We start from the raw sequence: 19,739 nt of genomic DNA, 5'->3' as shown, positions 1-19,739 counted from the left end.
GACCCAAGGTAACGATGATCGTCAGCACGCACACAAGGTCGAACTCAACGGCTGCGGCATCCTTGGTTTTTTTAGGGAAGCTGGGGTTCATGACAACGTCTACCCTGACAACTGCACATTGCTATCAGCATAGAATCATTCGCCGGAAAGGGTGTTTTTTAGCCGATGCATAGTCTTGCCCTATCAGCCTGGTTCGTGCGCTGTGCCCCAGAATCCGTGCCGTCGACATCTGGTCGCCTCCGACCTCATCCGAGCAAAGAGGCGCTACACTAAGAAGCGAACTCAGCGACAGGTATGGTCCCATGAACGCCTCTTCCCCCCCACGGCAACAGCTCCTTCTAGTGGACGACGAAGAGGACGCCCTGCTCGAACTGGCCGAATTGCTGGAGGGCGAAGGCTTTTGCTGCTTCACCGCCACCTCCGTCAAGCTGGCGCTCTCGCACCTGACCCATCATCCGGATATCGCCCTGGTGATCACCGACCTGCGCATGCCGGAAGAAAGCGGCATGTCGCTGATCAAACGTCTGCGTGAACACACCTCGCGCCAGCACCTGCCCGTCATCGTCACGTCCGGCCATGCCGACATGGACGATGTCAGCGATATGCTCAGGCTCCAGGTGCTGGACCTGTTCCGTAAACCCATCTATCACGTGCGCTTGCTGGAAACCCTCAACAACCTGTTTCCACAGCCCAGGATGCATCTGGTCAACCCCTCTTGATGCACCGTCTGGACAACCTCAGGCGGGGCCTGTAAAACCTGCTCCCTGCGAGTGCGGCGCATCAGTCGGCATATTCATCAGGGGTAGCTATGCAGGTAGAAAGTTTTTTTGAATGGCTGGGCCAGGCGCTAGGCTCGGTGATTCGTTTTATCATTGATGGCCTCAGCGGCTTCTTCCACGCGTTGACCCATGCCGGCGGCAACTTTATCGACGGCTTCGCCCGCTCCCTGGGCATGAGCCCCTCGTTCTTCAGCATCCTGATCCTGATCCTCGGCCTGATGCTGCTCTACTCGGCGGTCCGCGCCTTTATGCGGGCCTCGATCATCCTCGGCATCATCTGGCTGGTGCTCGGGCTCTGGCTGTTGAGCTGGGTGGTCCACTAATCGCTACAATGCCCGCTCTTTCAAGGAGCCCGCATGTCCCCCCTGATCGCTGACTGGCGAGACCGCCCGACACACCGCCGGGTCTGGGCACTCGCCGCACCCATGATCCTGTCGAATATTTCCGTGCCCCTGGTGGCGCTGGTCGACAGCAGCGTGATCGGCCACCTGCCCCACGCCCACCAGCTCGGTGCGGTGGCGGTCGGCGCCAGCCTGTATATCTTTCTCGCCTGGGCCATGGGCTTCCTGCGTATGGGCTCCACCGGTTTTGCCGCCCAGGCCGCCGGACGAGGAGACGGCGCGGCCTTGCGCCAGGTGCTCGTCCAAGGTTTGCTGCTGAGCCTGGTGCTGGCGCTGTTCCTGGGGGCGATCGCCGTGCCGTTCAGCCAACTGGCGCTGACCTTCATGCAACCCTCGCCCGAATTGCACGAATTGACCCTGGACTTCTTCCACATCCGGCTCTTCGGGCTGCCGGCGGCGCTGGCCAGCTATGCCCTGGTCGGCTGGTTCCTCGGCACCCAGAACGCCCGCGCACCGCTGGCCATTTTGCTGACCACCAACCTGGTGAATATTGCCCTGAACCTGTGGTTCGTCCTCGGGCTGGACTGGGGCGTGGTCGGTTCGGCCCGGGCCTCGGTGATCGCCGAATGGACCGGCGCCCTGCTCGGCCTGAGCCTGACCGGCAAGGCCCTGCGCGCCTACCCCGGGCAGATCGCCTGGGCGGCACTGCGGCGCTGGCAGAGCTGGCGCCCGTTGCTGACGGTGAACCGCGATATCTTCATTCGCAGCATGGCGCTGCAATCGGTGTTTTTCCTGATCACCGTCCAGGGCGCACGCCTGGGCGATGCCACCGTCGCGGCCAACGCACTGCTGCTCAACGGCTTGCTGCTCACCGCCCACGCCCTGGACGGCCTCGCCCACGCCGTGGAGGCGCTCTGTGGTCATGCCATCGGTGCCCGTGATCGCGATACCCTGCGGCGTTCCCTGGTGGTCGCGGCCGGTTGGTCGCTGCTGGCGAGCCTGGGCTTCGCACTGCTGTTCCTGCTCGGCGGGCACCTGTTCGTCAGCCTGCAGACCGATATCCCCAGCGTGCGCGAGATTGCCTTCGGCTACCTGCCTTACCTGGCGCTGTTGCCACTGATCGCGGTGTGGAGCTACCTGCTCGACGGCTTGTTCATCGGCGCCACCCGCGCCCGGGAAATGCGCGACAGCATGCTGCTCAGCGTGCTCCTCAGTCTGCCCTGTGCCTGGTTCCTGAGCCGCTTTGGCAATCACGGCCTGTGGATAAGTTTCCTGCTGTTCATGGCCCTGCGCAGCATGACCCTGGGGCTCTACGCCGTGAAACTGCGGCGCAACGACGGCTGGTTCGGCCAGGCCGCGCACTGAGCGACACCCTAGGCTCAATCAGGGCTATTGCTCCAGGCCTGGCGCAGGTTTTCCAGGCGCTCGCCGGGAGAGTCTCCCGCCAGGCAGGCCGGAATGGACGCCGCCGGATACTCCGCACGCAGATGCAGCCAGCCATCGAGCAGGCCGTACTCGCGAAAGCCCTGGGCGATGCCCTCCTGCACATGGCACCAGGTCCGGTCGTATTCATGTCCGCTACAGCGGCTCCACTGGTAGGCGTGGCGCTCCAGCAGGCAGGTCTGCAGGCGGCGCTGCTGGTGGCTGCTCAGGACCGGTGGCGCACCGAGACCGGCCACCTCGAGCCCGGGGTTGAACAGTTGCTGCCAGCCGACGCCGCCAATGGCCCGGTCCGCCCAGGTCCCACCATACCAGTACAGACAGCGGATGGGGCCGAGCCAGCCGCTCAGTTCGCGCGAGTCCGATGAGTCGAAGAAATAGCTGGCGGTCTGCGGGTTGTAGTAGCTGAGCAAGCCCCGATGCTGTTCGTCGAAACCCACCACCAGTATCTGTCGCAGGTGGGTCAGCAACGCCTGCACCGGCGCCCGGGTGTGCAGGAACAAACCGGGCCAGAGACTCGGGTTGGCCTGGCTGAGGCGGCTCAACGGGCAACCTTCGGCCAGTTGCAGCAGGCGCGGAGCGACTTCGCCCAGGCCCTGAAACGGCGAGCCCTCAAACAGGTTGTAAGCCAGATAGTGCGCGTAACCTTCCTTCAGCGCCTCGAGCACCCCCGGGGCACCGGGCACATCCAGCAGCAACCACTGGCTGCAATCGTCCGTCGCCTTCATGGCAGGCCCCTTCGCGGGAGTGCGCCCCGACAGACGCAATCCCGCACCGCGCAGTGACGCTCGCCGCCGCCCATGGGTTGCCCGCACAACAGCACCAGCGGATAACCGGCGTGCAGAGATTCGAGAATCGGGTCCCGGTGCAGACGTTGCGCGCCAGCGGGCAGCGGCCTCGGCAACTGGACATCGCCACGCATGACAATTCGCGGCGCTTGCGCATCGCCGTCCTGAAAACGCACCCACACCGCCGTCCCCACGGTCAGCTCTTCGCACTCATATTGCAGAGAGCGAGCCAACGGCAGCCAGCAAGGAACCGCCGGCGAAGCGCTGCCCTGGGCAAAGGCGTCGATGCGCACCGCCACCCGTCCTGCTTGGTCGCGAAAGGTCCCCTGCTCGTCGGCGTCGACCACCTGAGCCCGGAACAGCCCCGATAACACCGGGCTGGGCCAGCGCCGCCGGGAACGAAACGCCACCTCCCAGGAAGTCGCCGCAAAGGCATTGCCATAACGCAGCCGAGGCCCGCCGTCCGCGGCCCCACCGGGCAGGCTGTCGCCACGGTGGCGAAGCCGGGTGACCAGCCACAACCGGTTCCACGCCGCGCAAGGGTGGCCGGAAACGGGCAGATACGCGCCACTGGCCAGACCGGGCAGATCGCTTTCGCCCTCCGCCACCTGGGCCCCACGGCCGCCACGCCGACGACTGCCATCGGCCAGCGTGACGAAAAAATCCAGCACGCCCGGACCCGTCTCATGGGCGAAGCGCGCCCGCGGGGTACGCCGAAACGCCCCCTGGTGATCGGCAAAGACCAGCAAGTGCAGGTCCCGGCTGTGCTGGAAATGATAGTGGATGCCCTCTTCCGCGCAGAGCCGCTGCACAAATGCCAGGTTCGACTCTTCGTACTGCACGCAATAGGCACGCCGGGCATAGTGGCCCTTGAGCGAGAAACGCACGACATCGTCGCCCAGGCCATGCTCCTCAAGCACCCGGGCGATGATCGCCGGAACCGAGCAGTGCTGGAACAGACGCCGGCTCACACGCTGCGCCAGGCAACCCAGGCGCGGCCCCAGGGACAGGCGACAATGGCCCCGCGGCAACCCCCGGAGCGTCAGGTTGACGCCCTGTATCTGCCCGTGAAACCCGGCGTTTTCAGTCCCCAGCGCCAGGTAGCAACTGCGGTACATCAACCCGGCCAGGTCCAGTTCGCCTTCCTCGTCGAGAACATCCAGCTCGAAGGCAAACAGTTCGTCGATCGCCTCCACGCCGCTAAAGGCCGTGACAATCAGGGGATGGGACAAGCCCGCTACATCCAGCCGAAAAAACGGCTCGCTGACTGGATCGAACATTGGCTTTCCTCATACGTGGCACCGACCTGGGATTCTCGCCGAGAGACAAGGCCGAGTAGAGGGCTGAAGCAGTGTTAGAGAAAAGACCTACGCAAAACACGGAACAGAGGAAGCCATCATCTTGACTTCAGCGCATAAAAAACCCACCGCGAAGGGTGGGTTTTTCATAAAAGGACATTGCCTACAAGATCACAGGAAAAAACCAATCTCAAACAAGGCAATTTCCTGGGAACTATTGGCGTCGCCTTATGAGGACAGGTACGAAGAGCGGGTCAACCCCAGACGCAGGGCATCCAGGTACTGGGTACGCTCCTTGACACTGATGTTCGCGCTGGCGACTTTGTCGCGGTAGTGCGTCATCAGTTCTTCCGGCGACAAGTGCACATAACGCAGCATGTCCTCGATGGTGTCATGGGTTTCGATACCGGCGTGGTAGACGCTGCCATCCGGGTTCTGGTAGATGTTCACCGAGTCGGTGTCACCGAACAGGTTGTGCATGTCACCGAGAATTTCCTGATAGGCGCCCACCAGGAAGATCCCCAGCAGGTAGTCCTCGCCCTCGTTCAGGGCGTGCACCGGCAGGCTGGTTTCGATGCTCTGCTCGTCGACGTATTGCTTGATCTTGCCGTCGGAGTCGCAGGTCAGGTCTTGCAGCACGGCGCGGCGCAGCGGTTCTTCGTCGAGACGGTGCAGCGGCAGGATCGGCAGGACCTGGCCGATGGCCCAGGTGTCCGGCAGGCTCTGGAACACCGAGAAGTTGCAGATGTACTTGTCGGCCAGCTTGTCGTTGAGTTCGTCGAGCACCTGGCGGTGCGAACGCTGGCGGGCCTTCAACGAGTTGTGCAGGCGCCGGCACACAGCGAAATAGCATTGCTCGGCCAGGGCTTTCTCGGCCAGGGTCAGCTTGCCGTCGGCGTACTGGGTGGCCACGTCGCTCATGTAGTGGGTGGCGCGCCAGTAGGTTTCGGTGACCATCTCGATATCGGTCGGCCCCAGCAGTTCCACCAGCCACTGCACGGTTTCCGGCAGGTTCTCGGGGTTGTCGATGTGTGGCACGTCGTCGTTGTGTTTCTCGACGTCGGTCACCTGCACCACCAGCATGGCGTGGTGGGCGGTCAGCGAACGGCCGCTTTCGGAGAAGATGTTCGGATGCGGCAGGTTCTGCGCATCGCAGAATTCCTTGAGCATGCCGACCACGACACCGGCGTAGTCATCCATGTCGTAGTTGATCGAGCTGGCGTTGCGCGAGTGGGTACCGTCGTAGTCCACCCCCAGGCCGCCGCCGACGTCGATATGGTCCACCGGCAGGCCGAGGTTGCGCAGCTCGCCGTAGTAGCGGATCGCTTCCTTGAAACCATACTGGTAGTCCGCCAGGTTGGCGATCTGCGAGCCCATGTGGAAGTGCAGCAGGCGAATGCCCTGGTCCAGGCCCGCGTCGCGGAAGCGCTCGACCACCGACAGCAACTGCGCCGCCGAGAGACCGAACTTGGACTTCTCGCCGCCGGTATCGGCCCACTTGCTCGAGGCCAGGGATGACAGGCGCACCCGCAGGCCGATCCGTGGCTTGACCTTGAGGGCCGCGGCCTCTTCGATCACCAGTTCAACCTCGGACTCTTTCTCGATCACGATAAAGACCGTGTGACCGAGCTTCTGGCCCATCAGCGCCAGGCGGATGAACTCACGGTCCTTGTAGCCGTTGCAGACGATGGTGCCGCCCTTCGGCGCCAGGGCCAGCACCGCCAGCAGCTCCGGCTTGGAGCCGGCTTCCAGGCCGATGGAGACGTTCTGGGTGGCGATGATGTTCTCGATCACCGCTTCCTGCTGGTTGACCTTGATCGGGTACAGCGCGGTGTACTTGCTCTGGTATTCCAGGCGCTCGATGTTGGCGTCAAAGGCCCCGGTCAGTTGACGGACGCGGTCCTGCAGGATATCCGGGAAGCGCACCAGCAACGGCAAGGACAAACCGCTCTTGCGCAGTTCGTCGACCTGCTCGAAGAGGTCGATGGGCGAACTGCTCGGGCCGTTCGGACGAACCTCGACGCGACCGGCGTCATTGATCGCGAAATACCCGGCCCCCCAATGGCGAATCCCATAAACACTGCGGCTGTCCGCAACTGTCCATTGGCTGCCATCGTCTTTGCGTGTGCGTCGTACGGACATCGAAGTCCCCTATAAAGAAGTCAAATAGCGCCACCTGGGTCCAGGCTGCGCGCAGTCTAAAGAATGAAAATGACGATTCGCCTGCATACAAGGGGGTAAGACCCTGGATCCAGCACCGAGTTTAGAAACTGTTCGGGAACAGGCTCTGTGAAAACCATGGGGACGACAGCCCGGCTTCGTTTATCCGGGCCGGCGGGTCAACTTCACGGTGGTTTTCACAGAGGCTGCTAACCGCCGGACTTCTTCGCCTTGAAACCGTGTTTTTCCAGCTCGGCCAGCAGCAACTCGACGTGATCGCCCTGGATCTCGATGACGCCATCCTTCAAGGCGCCACCGGTTCCACAGCGTTTCTTCAACGCGGTCGCCAGGTCCTTGAGGGCGTCTTCGGCCAAGGGCACGCCGGTAACGGTGGTCACCGTCTTGCCGCCACGGCCCTTGCTTTCGCGACGCACGCGGGCAATGCCGTCACCGGCGGGGAGCACATTTTGTTTGCAGATACAGGACGCCACCGGCTGGCTACAGTCCGGGCAATGTCGACCTGCGTCGGTGGAAAACACCAGGCCACCGAGGGCGGCGAAGGATGCGGCTTTTTTGGCCACCGGCAATCCTCTTGGGAGGACTAAAGACTGGTCACACCCCCGGGAGGGGCCTGCGACCGCGAAGCCCCACTCAGGCAGGGGCAGCGCAACTGCGGCGGGCAACGCCGCCGCAGCTTTGAAAGTCGCGCAGTGTAACGGCAAAAAGCCCCCGGCCCAATAGCCAAACAGCGCCAATTGATGAAGCTTTTGCGACGTCGCTACGGTGTTATTGCAGATAACGCTTCAAGGCTGCCAGGGAGTCCGGGCAATAGGGCTTTTCAAGGGTTTCGCGCAGGGCCTGGTCCACCGGGACAAAACGCGCCTCGAGGACCTCTTCCGGCTGCAGCCGCAGCGGCCCGTCCCAGACCGCGCTGAACACCGCGCACCAGAGCCGGTTACCCGGCTGATCGAAGAAAAAGTGCTCGTGTTCGGTCAGCGGCACGCCACTGACCCCCAGCTCCTCTTCCAGCTCACGGGCGGCGGACTCGGCATAACTTTCGTCGGCCTGGACCATGCCGCCGGCGGCCACATCCCAGTAACCCGGGTAGATGGCCTTGCTCAAGGTACGCCGGTGCACACACAGCTCACCGGCGGAGTTGAACAGCAGGATATAGGTGCCGCGCCCGATCAGGCCGCGCTCGCGCAACTCGATTCGGGCCAGGGCGCCGAGCAATTGGTCATCGGCGTCGACCCAGGCGATCTGCTCGGCATCGGAGGCGGCGCGATGCAGGGCCTCCTTCGAAGCGTTATCCATGGTTCAACCCTGGTTCAGCAGTTGACGCAAATCGATCACCGCCGCGTTGGCCCGGGAAATATAGTTGGCCATCACCAGCGAGTGGTTCGCCAGAATGCCAAAGCCGCTGCCATTGAGGATCATCGGGCTCCAGACCGGCTGCTGGGAGGCCTCCAGTTCACGAATGATCTGACGCACGCTGACCGTGGCGTTCTTCTTCGCCAACACATCGGCGAAGTCGACTTCGATGGCCCGCAGCAGGTGCGACAGCGCCCAGGCCTGGCCACGGGCCTCATAGAACACGTCGTCGATCTGCAACCACGGGGTTTCGACGATTTCCTCGTCGACCTGCGGCACCTGCCCTGGGACCACGCTTTCGGTTTTCAGCGCGGTGTTGAGCTTGACCCGTCCGACACTGGCCGACAGGCGCTGGGACAACGAACCGAGGCGGGTAGCCACATCACCGAGCCAGTTGTTCAGGTTGTCGGCGCGGGCATAGAACAGCGCGTTGCTCTGGTTCGGATCGGACAAACGGGCCTGATAGCGGCTCAGGGAGTTGATCCCTTCCTGATATTCCGATTCGCTGGACGGCAGCATCCAGCTCTTGTTGTCGAAGTTGAAACGCGGCTCGGCCTTCGCCAGGTCGGCATCTTCAGCCGATTGCGACTGGGAGCGGGCGAAGTCCTTGCGCAGGGCGCGGGTCAGGTCGCGAACCTGGACCAGCACGCCGTATTCCCAGTGGGGAATATTGTCCAGCCAGATACCCGGCGGAAAGCGGTCGTTGGACAGGTAGCCACCGGGCTTGTGGAGCAAGGTGCCGGCCACGGTCTTGAGGGTTTCCACCGTGGTGTAGCCCACCACCATCTTGCGGCCTTCCTTCTCGGCGGCCAGCTGTGCGTTCTGCTGCACCGGAAACAGCGCCGGCTCCTGGCTCCAGTACCAACCGATCAGGATCGTGGTCAGCAGGTACAAGCCCAGCAGGGTCGCCAGTGCTCGACTGAACAGCATCCCGCGAAAATAACCGCGGGTCGCCGACTTGGGTTCGGCGGCGCGCTCCGGCGCGCTGTCTTGGCGTTTTTTCCAGTCCAGCATGGCTCTATCCTTTTCCTGAATTCATCGGTTCGACCACAACCCTGCTCCATCGTGCCTTTCCTGTCATTGCGCAAGGTCAAGGGCACGGCAGCGTTGCCATCCGTGCGAGCACTATAAATCAAGCCCCGGCAGGACGCCTCCTCGATACGACCTCTCCGGTCTTGTTGTGGGATCCGAAACAGCGAAACCCATGGGTCACCAAATGAATCAGCTTAATTGACAGATGACACCGCTATTGACGAAAAGAGCTGCTAGCATAGAGCCATCAGTCGACCCCAGCCGTTCCCCTCACTAAGTAGTCAGGACATGACCGAGCCAGAAGACCCCAGCCGCGAGCGCCTCAAGCAGCACTTTGCCCAGCGGGTCATCCACCAGGCCCGGCAAATCCTTGAGATCTGGCAACGCCTGCAACGCAGCGAATGGTCGAGCATCGACATGTCCGAACTGAGCGAAGCCAACCTGCGCCTGCTGCGCTTCGCCGAACGCTTCGAACAACCCGAACATACCCAGTTGGCCCGCCATATCAGCGAATCCCTGGTCGCCGTCGAGGCCAACCGCGGACGTCTGAGCAGCGGCCTGATCAGCGAACTCAATCGTCTGATGCAGCGCCTGTCGCGCACCGGCCTGCGCCATGGCGACCAGCTCGAACAGACCTTCCTGCCGCCACTGCGCAAACCGGTCTACGTGATGCTGCAGGACCACGACCGCGGCGAGCGCCTGGCCAAGCAGCTGGAATTCTTCGGTCTCAGCGCCCAGTCGCTGGACAGTGTCGCGGCGTTCCGTTCGTCGATGGCCGAGCGCCTGCCTTCGGCCATTGTCATGGACGTCGACTTCAGCGGCGCCGGCATGGGCCTGCACCTGGCCGCCGAAGCGCAGCTGGGTCTGGAGCAGAAACTGCCGTTGCTGTTCTTCAGCCTCCACGAAACCGACACCCCGACCCGCCTGGCCGCCGTGCGCGCCGGCGGCCAGGAGTTCCTCACCGGAACCCTGGAAGCCTCCAGCCTGCTGGAGAAAATCGAGGTCCTCACCTGCGTCGCCCAATACGATCCGTACAAGGTGTTGATCATCGACGACTCGCGGGCCCAGGCGCTGCACACCGAACGCCTGCTCAACAGCGCCGGGATCGTCACCCGCACGCTGATCGATCCGATCCAGGCCATGGCCGAACTGGCGGACTTCCAGCCCGACCTGATCATCCTCGACATGTACATGCCGGCCTGCACCGGCACGGAACTGGCCAAGGTGATCCGCCACAACGACCGTTATGTCAGCGTGCCGATCATCTACCTGTCGGCCGAGGACGACCTGGACAAGCAGCTCGACGCCATGAGCGAGGGCGGCGACGACTTCCTGACCAAGCCGATCAAGCCGCGTCACCTGATCACCACCGTGCGCAACCGCGCCGCCCGCGCCCGCAACCTCAAGGCGCGGATGGTCCGTGACAGCCTCACCGGCCTGTACAACCACACCCATATCCTGCAACTGCTCGAAGACTGCAGCTTCCGCGCCCGCCGCGAATGCAAGCCGCTGAGCTTCGCAATGCTCGATATCGACCACTTCAAGCGGGTCAATGACAGCCACGGTCACCCCATGGGCGACCGGGTGATCAAGAGCCTGGCGCTGTTTCTCAAACAACGCCTGCGCAAGACCGACTTTATCGGCCGTTATGGTGGCGAAGAGTTCGCCATCGTCATGCCCGACACCGATATCGAGTCGGCCTATAAAGTGCTGGATGAAATTCGCCAGCGCTTCGCCGAAATCCACTACCCGGCGCAACCGCAGGATCTGTGGTGCACCTTCAGCGCCGGGGTGGTGGAACTGCAGGCCGACTCCGACAGCCTGATGATGGCCGGCCAGGCCGACGAAGCGCTCTACCGCGCCAAACATGCCGGCCGCAATCGCGTGCAAGCGGCAAGGCAAAGTGCCAGCTTTTCATCGGACTCCACCGACTCAGTCATGACCCTGTAACAAAACAGCAATAACTTCAGGTACTTACCACTTTTTGTCGTGGATAGAATCCTGAATGCGCCTGAAACTGCTGACCAACCTCAACACCCTGCTGCTCGTCGCCGTCTGCCTGGCGCTCGGAGCCACGCTCTGGTGGTCGCAACAGGCGCTGGAACGTCCCTACCAACTGATGGAGCGTTACCTCAGCCTGTCGCAACAGTTCCAGAACCAGGCGGCGCGCAATATCGAAGATTACCTGGGCAGCGGCGACGCCTTGCGCCTGAGCAGCGCGGGCCAGGCCATCGAGCAGCTGGGAAAGCAGCTCGATGCCCTGCCAACGGACCTGACCGCGACCCTGCGCCCGAGCCTGGCCGCCCTGAACGACTTCAGCAAGACCGACCTGCTCGCCGCCGGCAAGCTGGCTGGCGACCCCCAGGCCCTGCTGCTCCAGGCCGAACGCGAGCTGGGCGGCAACCTCGATCAACTGAGCCAATACGCCACCCAGGCCAAGACGCCGGAAGCCGCCGCCTACCTGCCCCTGTTGCTGACCGCTTCATCGCACCTGGCCAAATTGAGCCTGGCGCGGGACAAGCTGGTCAGCAGCGGACGCAGCGAACTGGCCGCCGATGTCGAACGCGAACTGGCGAGCATCCGCGGCCAGGCCGAGCAGCTCGAAGCCCTGCCCTTGCTCGGCGTGACCGCCAGCAGTGAGTCCAGCACCGACGATTTCAGCGCCATGATGGGCCTGGAAAACACCGAAAAGGCCGTGATCCAGGACACCGGCGTCGACCTCAAGCGCGAACTGCACAGCCTGCTGACCCGTTACCCAGCGGAATTGAACCGCACCCGCGAGCAGATCCAGAAACGCTCGGACCTGGCGGCGGCGACCCACCTCAAGATCAGCGCCGTACAGCAGGCGATTGCCGGGCTGGAGCCGGAAGTCCGCGCCCAGCATGGCAAGATCCAGGGCGACGTGCGGATGATGCAGGGCCTGATGATCGGTCTGATCCTGCTGATCGCCCTGTTGATCGACACCCTGCAACGCAAGCTGTCGCGGGTATTGACCAACCTCGCGCCGGCGCTCTCGACCTGGGCCGAAGGCGATTTCAGCCGGGATATCCAGTTGGGCAAGACCAACCGCGAACTGCACGATATCGAAGCCTCGTTGAACCGCCTGCGCGCCTACCTGGTGGATCTGGTGGGCACTATCCGGCAGAACGCCGAGGAAGTCGCCGGCAGCAGTCGCGCCCTCGCCGACCTCAGCGGCGGCCTGCACAGCGGCGCCGAACGCCAGGCCGGCGATACCGCGCAGATCCGCGACGCCCTGGGCGAACTGGAAGCCACCATCCAGCAAGTCGCCGGCGACGCCAGCCAGGCCGCCGATGCCAGCCGCAGCGCCGGCAGTGCGGTCGAACATGGGCAAAAAGTCATCGGCCTGAGCCTCACCGGTTTGCACGCACTGGTGGGGGAAGTCCAGGGCAATGCGCAGATGATCGAGAAACTCGCCGAGGAGTCGGCAACCATCGGCGGCGTGCTCACGGTGATTCGCTCGATTGCCGACCAGACCAACCTGCTGGCCCTCAACGCCGCCATCGAAGCCGCTCGTGCCGGGGAAATGGGCCGTGGTTTCGCCGTGGTCGCCGAAGAGGTGCGCAGCCTGGCGCAACGCACGGCAGGGGCCACGGGCGAGATCCAGACCCTGATCGCCGGCCTGCAGAACGCCGCGCGGCAATCGGTGGAAGGCATGCGTGCCCAGGTCGAACATGCCGAGGCCACGGCCGGCCAGGCCCAGGCGGCGGACGGCGCACTGGACAAGATCGTCGGCGCGATCCAGACCATCGCCGAGACCGCGGTGCGCATCGCCGATGTCACCGCCCAGCAAAGCGGCGCCGTCAGCGAAATCCGCGATCACAGCGAACGTATTCACCAGTTGGGCGGCGACAACCTGCTGCGCATCGGCGAAGGCCGCAGCCAGGGCGAACACCTGCTGGTGCTGGGCGGACAGCTGCGTACCGCCGTGCAGGCCTTCCGCGTCTGACCGGGCGCCACACACCGCGCCTCCTCCCTGTGCCCTCACCCGCGACAGCGGCAAAATCGCCACTGCGGGGGGCATCGGCGAAACCGCTGCGGCGAACTTCGTCGAACCTGTTGCCGCGACGAATGACCAGATCCGACAAATCAGTCATAAACTTCGCGCGAACATCGGACATCGTGCTGGCTATTGCAGGTAACTGGACAGTCGCCAAAGCTTTCCGGCATAGTCGGCCCGCACCGACAACTGCACGTGAATAACAAGGAACAACCGATGGCGACCCTACTGGTTCTGCACGGACCCAACCTGAACCTGCTCGGCACCCGCGAGCCGGGTGTCTACGGCGCGGTGACACTGGCCGAGATCAACCAGGACCTGGAACGCCGGGCCCGCGAGGCCGGGCACCATCTGCTGTACCTGCAAAGCAACGCCGAGTACGAACTGATCGACCGGATCCACGCGGCCCGTGGCGAAGGCGTGGACTTCATACTGATCAATCCAGCGGCTTTTACACACACAAGTGTCGCATTACGTGACGCGTTGCTGGCGGTGAGCATCCCATTCATCGAAGTGCATTTGTCGAACGTGCACAAACGCGAACCTTTCCGCCATCACTCCTACTTTTCAGATGTTGCTGTGGGAGTGATCTGCGGCCTTGGCGCCAGCGGTTACCGACTGGCCCTGGAGGCCGCCCTGGAACAGCTTGAATCACAGGCTAAACACCCCTGACCGACCCTTGGGAGTTGACGATTAATGGATATCCGTAAAGTTAAGAAACTGATCGAATTGCTGGAAGAATCCGGTATCGACGAGCTCGAGATCAAGGAAGGCGAAGAGTCCGTACGCATCAGCCGCCACAGCAAGACCCCGGCGCAGCAGTACTACGCTCCGGCACCGATGCCCGCACCGGTCGCCGCCGCTCCGGCTGCCGCCCCAGTGGCAGCGGCCCCGGTTGCTGCAGCCGCCCCGGCGCTGAACGGCACCGTAGCCCGTTCGCCGATGGTCGGTACCTTCTATCGCAAATCCTCGCCTGCCGCCCCGTCGTTTGTCGAAGTCGGCCAGAGCGTGAAGAAAGGCGACACCCTGTGCATCGTCGAAGCCATGAAGATGATGAACCACATCGAAGCTGAAACCAGCGGTGTGATCGAGTCCATCCTCGTCGAAGACGGCCAGCCGGTTGAGTACGACCAACCGCTGTTCACCATCGTTTGAAGCGCGGAGAGCCAACGATGTCGAATCCTGCGAAGTTGGAAAAAGTCCTGATCGCCAACCGCGGTGAAATTGCACTGCGGATCCTGCGCGCGTGCAAGGAGCTGGGGATCAAGACCGTCGCCGTCTACTCCAAGGCCGACAAGGAGCTGATGCACCTGGGCCTGGCGGACGAATCCGTGTGCATCGGCCCGGCGCCTGCCGCCCAGTCCTACCTGCACATCCCGGCCATCATCGCGGCCGCGGAAGTCACCGGTGCCACGGCGATCCACCCGGGCTACGGCTTCCTCGCGGAAAACGCCGACTTCGCCGAACAGGTCGAGAAATCCGGTTTCGCCTTCATCGGCCCGCAAGCCGACACCATTCGCCTGATGGGTGACAAGGTTTCGGCCAAGCACGCCATGATCAAGGCCGGCGTCCCCACCGTTCCCGGTTCCGACGGCCCGCTGCCGGAAGACGAGGAAGAAGCCCTGCGCATCGGCCGTGAAGTCGGCTACCCGGTGATCATCAAGGCCGCCGGTGGCGGTGGTGGTCGCGGCATGCGCGTGGTGCACAAGGAAGAAGACCTGATCTCCTCGGCCAAACTGACCCGCACCGAAGCCGGTGCAGCGTTCGGCAACCCGATGGTGTATCTGGAAAAATTCCTCACCAACCCGCGTCACGTGGAAGTCCAGGTACTGTCCGACGGCCAGGGCCACGCCATTCACCTGGGTGACCGCGACTGCTCGCTGCAGCGTCGCCACCAGAAGGTACTGGAAGAAGCACCGGCCCCGGGCATCGATGAGAAATCCCGTCAGGAAGTCTTCGCCCGCTGCGTCAAGGCGTGCATCGACATCAACTACCGTGGCGCCGGCACCTTCGAGTTCCTCTACGAGAACGGCAACTTCTACTTCATCGAGATGAACACTCGCGTGCAAGTGGAACACCCGGTATCGGAAATGGTCACGGGCATCGACATCGTCAAGGAGATGCTCAGCATCGCCGCCGGCAACCCGCTGTCCTACACCCAGGACGACGTGGTGATCCGCGGTCACGCCCTGGAGTGCCGGATCAACGCCGAGGACCCGAAGAAGTTCATTCCGAGCCCGGGCACCGTCAAGCACTTCCACGCACCGGGCGGCAACGGCGTTCGCGTCGATTCGCACCTGTACAGTGGTTATGCGGTACCGCCGAACTATGACTCGTTGATCGGCAAGCTGATCACCTACGGCAAGGACCGTGACGAAGCCCTGGCGCGCATGCGCAACGCCCTGGACGAAATCGTGGTGGACGGGATCAAGACCAATATCCCGCTGCACCGCGACCTGGTTCGCGACGAAGGCTTCTGCAAGGGTGGTGTGAACATTCACTACCTGGAACATAAACTCGCCAACCAGTGAGTGCGTGATCCCATCGACAAGGCCGCTTGATTGCGGCCTTGTTGTTTCTGGCATAAGCCACCGTGCCGGGCGACCTTGAGGGCCTTTTCGCGGGCAAGCCACGCTCCTACAGGGGATTGCGCCAGACTCAGGTTCGCTTTTTTTGAATACCGCCCAAGGCGCTGCTCAAGTAGACTTGCGCGTTTCTCGCAGCCCCCAGCGGTTGCACACTCCATTTTTGCAAAGGTGCCCCGCCATGCCTTGGCTGCAAGTACGCCTGGCCATCAGCCCGGAACAAGCCGAAACCTACGAAGACGCCTTCCTCGAAGTCGGCGCCGTTTCGGTCACCTTCATGGATGCCGAAGATCAACCGATCTTCGAACCGGAACTCAACACCACCCCGCTGTGGTCCCACACCCACCTGCTGGCGCTGTTCGAAGGCGGCACCGAGGCGGCCAGCGTGCTCGCGCACCTGGAACTGCTGACCGGCGCACCACTGCCCGAGCACCACAGCGAAGTGATCGAGGACCAGGACTGGGAACGCAGCTGGATGGACAACTTCGAGCCGATGCGCTTCGGCCGCCGCCTGTGGATCGTCCCGAGCTGGCACGCCGCGCCGGAACCGGAAGCGGTCAACCTGCTGCTCGACCCGGGCCTGGCCTTCGGCACCGGCACCCACCCGACCACCGCGCTGTGCCTGGAATGGCTCGACGGCCAGGACCTCAAGGACTGCAACGTCCTGGACTTCGGCTGCGGCTCGGGGATCCTGGCGATTGCCGCCCTGCTGCTGGGCGCCAGGGAAGCGGTCGGTACCGATATCGACGTCCAGGCCCTGGAAGCCTCCCGCGATAACGCCGGGCGCAACCATATCGACGAGGCGCTGTTCCCGCTGTACCTGCCGCAAGACCTGCCCCAGGTCCCGGCCGACGTGCTGGTGGCCAATATCCTCGCCGGCCCGCTGGTGTCCCTGGCGCCGCAACTGTCCACCCTGGTCAAGCCCGGCGGTCGCCTGGCGCTCTCGGGGATCCTCGCCGAACAGGGCGCGCAAGTCGCTGCTGCTTATGCCCAGGACTTCGATCTCGACCCGATTGCCGATCGCGATGGCTGGGTGCGCATCAGTGGTCGTCGGCGCTAGAATGGGCGCCTGCATGAACCGGATCGCCGCATGACCGACAGCTTCGTCACCCAGTGCCCGCATTGCCAGACCAGTTTCCGCGTCAGCCACGCTCAATTGAGCGTGGCCCGTGGTGTGGTTCGTTGCGGCTCCTGCCTGCAGGTGTTCAACGCTGCGCGACAACTGCTCGAACAACGCGCAGCCCGGGAAGCGGCGAGCGCCGCCGGTGTTGCCGCGCCAGCGCCGAAGCCGGTGCCGGCGCCAGTACCACCCGCACCGCCGCCACCGCCTCCAGAACCGCCGCAACAGCCACGGGCCATCAGCCAGCGACAATGGTCGGCCGAAGAGCTGGACCTGGACAACCTCGACCTGGACGAAGAACTGGCGCGCCTGGAACAGCGGGAAATCCAGCCGACCAAGGCGTTCGGCCAGGACCGCGGCGGCAAGGGCGAGTCCCTCAGCGCCCGCCGCGACGGCCCGGACACGGAAGAAGAGCAATGGCCCGACAGCCTGTTCAGCGAACCGCCGGGCAAGCCTGTCGACGCCACCCTGGCCGACGAGGGCGAAACAGCCCCGGCCAAGGCACCGGAAAAGAAGCCAGAACAACCCAAGTCGGCACGCACCGAGCCTTCGCTGTCCTTCGATCTCGCCGATCTGGACGACGAACCACCGGTCCCGCGCCTGCAGCTTGAGCACGACGAGCTGGAAGACGACACCTTCCATGCCCCACCGGCCCCTGAACCGGCCGACGATGCGCCCGCCGAAGAAGAACACAGGAAACCCAAGGCCAAGCGCGAGCGCAACGAGCCCGGCCTGCACGACGACGTGCTGCTGGACCTGGTCGACGACCCGATCCAGCTCGACTGGCAACGCCGCCGCTCGCCCTGGGGCCGGCGCCTGCTCTGGCTGCTGCTGGTGCTGCTGGCCGCCGGCGCCCTGGTCGGCCAATACGTCGGTTATCACTTCGACGAACTGGCGCGCCAGGACCAGTACCGCCCCTGGTTCCAGCAACTGTGCCCGGAAATCGGCTGCAAGGTGCCGTCAAAAGTCGATATCGCCCGAATCAAGAGCAGCAACCTGGTGGTCCGTAGCCACCCGGACTTCGCCGGCGCCCTGGTGGTGGATGCGATCATCTACAACCGCGCGCCGTTCTCCCAGCCCTTTCCGCTGCTGGAGCTGCGCTTCGCCGATCTCAACGGCCATCTGATCGCCAGCCGCCGCTTCAAACCCGCCGAGTACCTCAGTGGCGACCTGGCCGGCCAGGGTGAAATGCCACCACAGACACCGATCCATATCGCCCTGGACATCCTCGACCCGGGTGCCAAGGCCGTGAACTACAGCTTGAGCTTCCACTCGCCCGAGTAACCCGGCACGCATTGCCCGGCGGGGCGGCAGTTTTCTGGCGGCAACCAACCCGCCAGCGATAAGCGAATAACTGTTCAGATTTTATCCAATTTTGCCTTTATCCAGTCATCGAGAGCGGGTATCATGCCAACCCTTTTTCGAACTCTCATGATCCGGCCCCACACCAGGGAAGTCCTATGTCGGCGGTACGCATCGGCCCATATACATTGCAGAACGGCTTGATTCTCGCCCCCATGGCGGGCGTCACCGACCAGCCCTTTCGTCAGTTGTGCCGACGCCTGGGCGCGGGTCTTGTAGTCTCGGAAATGGTCACCAGCGACATGAGCTTGTGGAACAGCCGCAAATCGCGTCTGCGCATGATCCACGAAGGCGATCCCGAGCCCCGCTCGGTACAGATCGCCGGTGGCGACGCACAGATGCTGGCGGAGGCGGCCCGGGCCAATGTCGAGCTGGGGGCACAGATTATCGATATCAACATGGGCTGCCCGGCCAAGAAGGTCTGCAACAAGGCCGCCGGCTCCGCGTTACTGAAAGACGAAGCACTGGTGAGCGAGATCCTCCACGCCGTGGTCGCGGCGGTGGACGTCCCGGTCACCCTGAAGATCCGCACCGGTTGGGACCGGGCGAACAAGAACGGCCTGACGGTGGCAAAAATTGCCGAACAGGCGGGAATCACGGCACTGGCGGTGCACGGGCGAACCCGTGCCGACCTGTATACCGGTGAAGCCGAGTACGACACCATTGCCGCGATCAAGCAGGCGGTGTCGATCCCGGTCTTCGCCAACGGCGACATCGATTCGGCCGAGAAAGCCCGGCACGTGCTGCACGCGACCGGTGCCGATGGCCTGTTGATCGGCCGGGCCGCCCAGGGGCGGCCATGGATTTTTCGTGAAATCGAGCATTTTCTGCGTACCGGCGAAACCCTCCCGGCACCGGAGCTGTTCGAGGTGGAACGTATTCTGCTAGAGCATCTGGCCGCGTTGCATGCCTTCTATGGGGAGGTGATGGGTGTACGTATCGCCCGCAAGCACGTCGGCTGGTATCTCGCAACCTTGCCGGGCGCCAAGGAGTTTCGCGCCCACTTCAATCGTGTGGAAGAAACGGAAGCACAGTGCGCCAACGTTCGTCAGTTTTTCGCCGAGCGTTACAAGAGCCTGGTAACAGGGGAAGGGAGAGGGGTGGCCGCATGACGATGATGACCGAGACTTTAGTGAGTGGAACAACGCCCGTGAGCGACAACGTCAATTTGAAACAGCACCTCAACACGCCGAGCGAAGAAGGCCAGACCCTTCGCGGGAGTGTCGAGAAGGCGCTGCACAATTATTTCGCCCACCTTGAGGGCGCGGCCGTCACGGACGTGTACAACCTGGTGCTCTCGGAAGTCGAAGCGCCCTTGCTCGAAAGCGTGATGAACTACGTCAAGGGCAACCAGACCAAGGCCAGCGAGCTGCTCGGGCTGAACCGCGGCACCCTGCGCAAGAAACTCAAACAGTACGATTTGCTGTAAGCATTCAATCAAACCA

The 19,739-nt window shown here is 63.3% G+C and carries 18 protein-coding genes; 12 read left to right on the top strand and 6 right to left on the bottom strand.

Annotated features, from left to right (window positions below; all coding sequences use genetic code 11):
• Nucleotides 1-302 precede the first annotated feature (302 nt).
• The 3 genes from M5C01_RS27020 to M5C01_RS27010 all read left to right on the top strand — a co-directional run bounded on the left by M5C01_RS27020 (nt 303) and on the right by M5C01_RS27010 (nt 2,485).
• On the top strand, nt 303-719 hold the full coding sequence (locus M5C01_RS27020) for a response regulator (protein ID WP_100944299.1): 417 nt from the start codon (nt 303-305) through the stop codon (nt 717-719).
• Nucleotides 720-808: 89 nt separating this feature from the next.
• On the top strand, nt 809-1,102 hold the full coding sequence (locus M5C01_RS27015) for a hypothetical protein (RefSeq protein ID WP_103497772.1): 294 nt from the start codon (nt 809-811) through the stop codon (nt 1,100-1,102).
• A gap of 33 nt (nt 1,103-1,135) precedes the next feature.
• Nucleotides 1,136-2,485 carry an MATE family efflux transporter gene (locus M5C01_RS27010; protein WP_152741604.1) on the top strand — a complete coding sequence of 450 codons (1,350 nt, stop codon included), beginning with the start codon at nt 1,136-1,138 and terminating at the stop codon, nt 2,483-2,485.
• A 14-nt stretch (nt 2,486-2,499) separates the two neighbouring features.
• Here M5C01_RS27010 and M5C01_RS27005 read toward each other — a convergent pair whose 3' ends face one another.
• The 6 genes from M5C01_RS27005 to M5C01_RS26980 form a co-directional block, all read right to left on the bottom strand.
• Complete coding sequence (locus tag M5C01_RS27005) at nt 2,500-3,288, bottom strand: DUF4123 domain-containing protein (protein ID WP_152741602.1); 789 nt, start codon at nt 3,286-3,288, stop codon at nt 2,500-2,502.
• Nucleotides 3,285-4,628, bottom strand: a complete 1,344-nt coding sequence (locus M5C01_RS27000; protein ID WP_152741600.1) for a contractile injection system protein, VgrG/Pvc8 family — start codon at nt 4,626-4,628, stop codon at nt 3,285-3,287. Before M5C01_RS27000 ends, M5C01_RS27005 begins: the two co-directional genes overlap by 4 nt.
• Nucleotides 4,629-4,874: 246 nt before the next feature.
• Complete coding sequence (gene speA, locus M5C01_RS26995; protein WP_100944292.1) at nt 4,875-6,788, bottom strand: arginine decarboxylase; 1,914 nt, start codon at nt 6,786-6,788, stop codon at nt 4,875-4,877.
• A 227-nt stretch (nt 6,789-7,015) separates the two neighbouring features.
• Entirely contained in the window at nt 7,016-7,387 is a 372-nt protein-coding gene (locus tag M5C01_RS26990; protein WP_103497777.1) for a translation initiation factor Sui1, read from the bottom strand.
• 205 nt (nt 7,388-7,592) lie between these two features.
• A complete protein-coding gene (locus M5C01_RS26985) occupies nt 7,593-8,120 on the bottom strand; it encodes an NUDIX hydrolase (RefSeq protein ID WP_103497778.1) in 528 nt (175 codons plus the stop codon).
• 3 nt (nt 8,121-8,123) lie between these two features.
• The gene (locus M5C01_RS26980; RefSeq protein ID WP_152741596.1) at nt 8,124-9,191 is read right to left on the bottom strand and encodes a DUF2333 family protein; all 1,068 of its coding nucleotides are present in this window, start codon (nt 9,189-9,191) and stop codon (nt 8,124-8,126) included.
• Nucleotides 9,192-9,497: 306 nt separating this feature from the next.
• On the opposite strand from M5C01_RS26980, the gene M5C01_RS26975 reads away from it, so the two are divergent.
• The 9 genes from M5C01_RS26975 (at nt 9,498) to fis (ending at nt 19,723) form a co-directional block, all read left to right on the top strand.
• A complete protein-coding gene (locus tag M5C01_RS26975; protein ID WP_103497781.1) occupies nt 9,498-11,159 on the top strand; it encodes a PleD family two-component system response regulator in 1,662 nt (553 codons plus the stop codon).
• Between the two features lie 55 nt (nt 11,160-11,214).
• Nucleotides 11,215-13,176 (top strand): methyl-accepting chemotaxis protein, encoded by a 1,962-nt coding sequence (locus M5C01_RS26970; protein WP_152741595.1) that lies wholly within the window; start codon nt 11,215-11,217, stop codon nt 13,174-13,176.
• A gap of 267 nt (nt 13,177-13,443) precedes the next feature.
• The gene (gene aroQ / locus M5C01_RS26965; protein ID WP_103497785.1) at nt 13,444-13,899 is read left to right on the top strand and encodes a type II 3-dehydroquinate dehydratase; all 456 of its coding nucleotides are present in this window, start codon (nt 13,444-13,446) and stop codon (nt 13,897-13,899) included.
• Nucleotides 13,900-13,923: 24 nt separating this feature from the next.
• Complete coding sequence (accB, locus tag M5C01_RS26960; RefSeq protein WP_100944285.1) at nt 13,924-14,382, top strand: acetyl-CoA carboxylase biotin carboxyl carrier protein; 459 nt, start codon at nt 13,924-13,926, stop codon at nt 14,380-14,382.
• A gap of 17 nt (nt 14,383-14,399) precedes the next feature.
• Nucleotides 14,400-15,758, top strand: coding sequence for an acetyl-CoA carboxylase biotin carboxylase subunit (accC, locus tag M5C01_RS26955; RefSeq protein WP_100944284.1), 1,359 nt, complete (start codon nt 14,400-14,402; stop codon nt 15,756-15,758).
• Between the two features lie 235 nt (nt 15,759-15,993).
• Entirely contained in the window at nt 15,994-16,872 is an 879-nt protein-coding gene (prmA, locus tag M5C01_RS26950) for a 50S ribosomal protein L11 methyltransferase (RefSeq protein WP_152741593.1), read from the top strand.
• 30 nt (nt 16,873-16,902) lie between these two features.
• On the top strand, nt 16,903-18,216 hold the full coding sequence (locus tag M5C01_RS26945; protein ID WP_103497789.1) for a DUF3426 domain-containing protein: 1,314 nt from the start codon (nt 16,903-16,905) through the stop codon (nt 18,214-18,216).
• Nucleotides 18,217-18,392: 176 nt separating this feature from the next.
• Complete coding sequence (gene dusB, locus M5C01_RS26940) at nt 18,393-19,406, top strand: tRNA dihydrouridine synthase DusB (RefSeq protein ID WP_103497791.1); 1,014 nt, start codon at nt 18,393-18,395, stop codon at nt 19,404-19,406.
• Nucleotides 19,403-19,723, top strand: coding sequence for a DNA-binding transcriptional regulator Fis (gene fis, locus M5C01_RS26935; RefSeq protein ID WP_003186237.1), 321 nt, complete (start codon nt 19,403-19,405; stop codon nt 19,721-19,723). Before dusB ends, fis begins: the two co-directional genes overlap by 4 nt.
• The last annotated feature ends 16 nt before the right edge of the window (nt 19,724-19,739 follow it).

The sequence above is a fragment of the Pseudomonas sp. MWU12-2319 genome (assembly GCF_023242525.1).
GTDB lineage: Bacteria > Pseudomonadota > Gammaproteobacteria > Pseudomonadales > Pseudomonadaceae > Aquipseudomonas > Aquipseudomonas gingeri_D.
Note: the sequence above shows the minus strand (reverse complement) of the source record. Positions and strands in the feature narration are given on the sequence as shown.

Excerpts from the sequence above, each read along its gene's own strand:
- M5C01_RS27020 (WP_100944299.1), top strand. The coding sequence starts at position 303 with ATGAACGCCTCTTCCCCCCCACGGCAACAGCTCCTTCTAGTGGACGAC.
- M5C01_RS27015 (WP_103497772.1), top strand. The coding sequence starts at position 809 with ATGCAGGTAGAAAGTTTTTTTGAATGGCTGGGCCAGGCGCTAGGCTCG.
- M5C01_RS27010 (WP_152741604.1), top strand. The coding sequence starts at position 1,136 with ATGTCCCCCCTGATCGCTGACTGGCGAGACCGCCCGACACACCGCCGG.
- M5C01_RS27005 (WP_152741602.1), bottom strand. The coding sequence starts at position 3,288 with ATGAAGGCGACGGACGATTGCAGCCAGTGGTTGCTGCTGGATGTGCCC.
- M5C01_RS27000 (WP_152741600.1), bottom strand. The coding sequence starts at position 4,628 with ATGTTCGATCCAGTCAGCGAGCCGTTTTTTCGGCTGGATGTAGCGGGC.
- speA (WP_100944292.1), bottom strand. The coding sequence starts at position 6,788 with ATGTCCGTACGACGCACACGCAAAGACGATGGCAGCCAATGGACAGTT.
- M5C01_RS26985 (WP_103497778.1), bottom strand. The coding sequence starts at position 8,120 with ATGGATAACGCTTCGAAGGAGGCCCTGCATCGCGCCGCCTCCGATGCC.
- M5C01_RS26980 (WP_152741596.1), bottom strand. The coding sequence starts at position 9,191 with ATGCTGGACTGGAAAAAACGCCAAGACAGCGCGCCGGAGCGCGCCGCC.
- M5C01_RS26975 (WP_103497781.1), top strand. The coding sequence starts at position 9,498 with ATGACCGAGCCAGAAGACCCCAGCCGCGAGCGCCTCAAGCAGCACTTT.
- M5C01_RS26970 (WP_152741595.1), top strand. The coding sequence starts at position 11,215 with ATGCGCCTGAAACTGCTGACCAACCTCAACACCCTGCTGCTCGTCGCC.
- aroQ (WP_103497785.1), top strand. The coding sequence starts at position 13,444 with ATGGCGACCCTACTGGTTCTGCACGGACCCAACCTGAACCTGCTCGGC.
- accB (WP_100944285.1), top strand. The coding sequence starts at position 13,924 with ATGGATATCCGTAAAGTTAAGAAACTGATCGAATTGCTGGAAGAATCC.
- accC (WP_100944284.1), top strand. The coding sequence starts at position 14,400 with ATGTCGAATCCTGCGAAGTTGGAAAAAGTCCTGATCGCCAACCGCGGT.
- prmA (WP_152741593.1), top strand. The coding sequence starts at position 15,994 with ATGCCTTGGCTGCAAGTACGCCTGGCCATCAGCCCGGAACAAGCCGAA.
- M5C01_RS26945 (WP_103497789.1), top strand. The coding sequence starts at position 16,903 with ATGACCGACAGCTTCGTCACCCAGTGCCCGCATTGCCAGACCAGTTTC.
- dusB (WP_103497791.1), top strand. The coding sequence starts at position 18,393 with ATGTCGGCGGTACGCATCGGCCCATATACATTGCAGAACGGCTTGATT.
- fis (WP_003186237.1), top strand. The coding sequence starts at position 19,403 with ATGACGATGATGACCGAGACTTTAGTGAGTGGAACAACGCCCGTGAGC.